The 759-nt window shown below is 49.2% G+C and carries 1 protein-coding gene; it reads right to left on the reverse strand.

The features are described from left to right. Window positions 1-555, reverse strand: a 555-nt coding sequence (locus CPT76_RS37455) for a Ger(x)C family spore germination protein (RefSeq protein WP_483870050.1), incomplete at its 3' end; no start/stop codon positions are given. Window positions 556-759 lie beyond the last annotated feature (204 nt).

Below are 759 nucleotides of genomic sequence, written 5' to 3' on the forward strand. Positions count from 1 at the left end.
CTGCACTTTATTTTTGATGATGGCAAGCCCCTTGGAATCGAATGGGTTCAAATAACCCGTTAGCTTCCCATTTTTGAACACGGCCATATTTCCGATCCGCAAATAGCCGTCAGGCGAAATCTTCTCGACATTTTCCTTAGTTCCCGCCTTTTCCGAATCACCGATGAACTCAACGCTCCCTGTAACGGCCATTTCCCCGGGGTTATTCAATTTAAGAATAAACTCCTTCATACTAACGGGATAGGCTGCGCTCGCCCGCTTGTTGTAGCTTTCTAGCGTTTTGTACATCTGCTTGACCGGTAATTTTTCCATATTGGTCAAGGTTTCCAATACTTGGGCCGCTGTCCCGTGTTTCGCGACAAGCATAGAAAAATCGATCCGTATCTCCGGGTCCCGGTCAATTAAATCGAATAAGCCATCAACCCCTTTCTTCGCCAAATCCTCACCAATAATCATCATTTGGTTGTGGGCGAAGTAAAAGCGGCGCGGCGCGACATTGTCCATATTCTGCAATGCGTCCAGTATAGTCTTGCCCCTTCCGATATATTTCGTCACCGGAATTCCGCTGGTTCCCCCTCGCCGCCCGGACTGCTCTCCGAAGCCTGGCTTGGCACCACAACCTGCAGAGACACGAGAATGTTATCCGGATTGTCCGGATCTACGTCCAGCCCCATGCCCAAAACGNTGGAGAGCTGGTCCAAAAACTTGATATCCCAGCAGCCTGACAGGGAAGCAAGAGCATCAGACATAAAGTGATAT

It is taken from the genome of Paenibacillus sp. AR247 (assembly GCF_002968895.1).
GTDB lineage: Bacteria > Bacillota > Bacilli > Paenibacillales > Paenibacillaceae > Paenibacillus_AQ > Paenibacillus_AQ favisporus.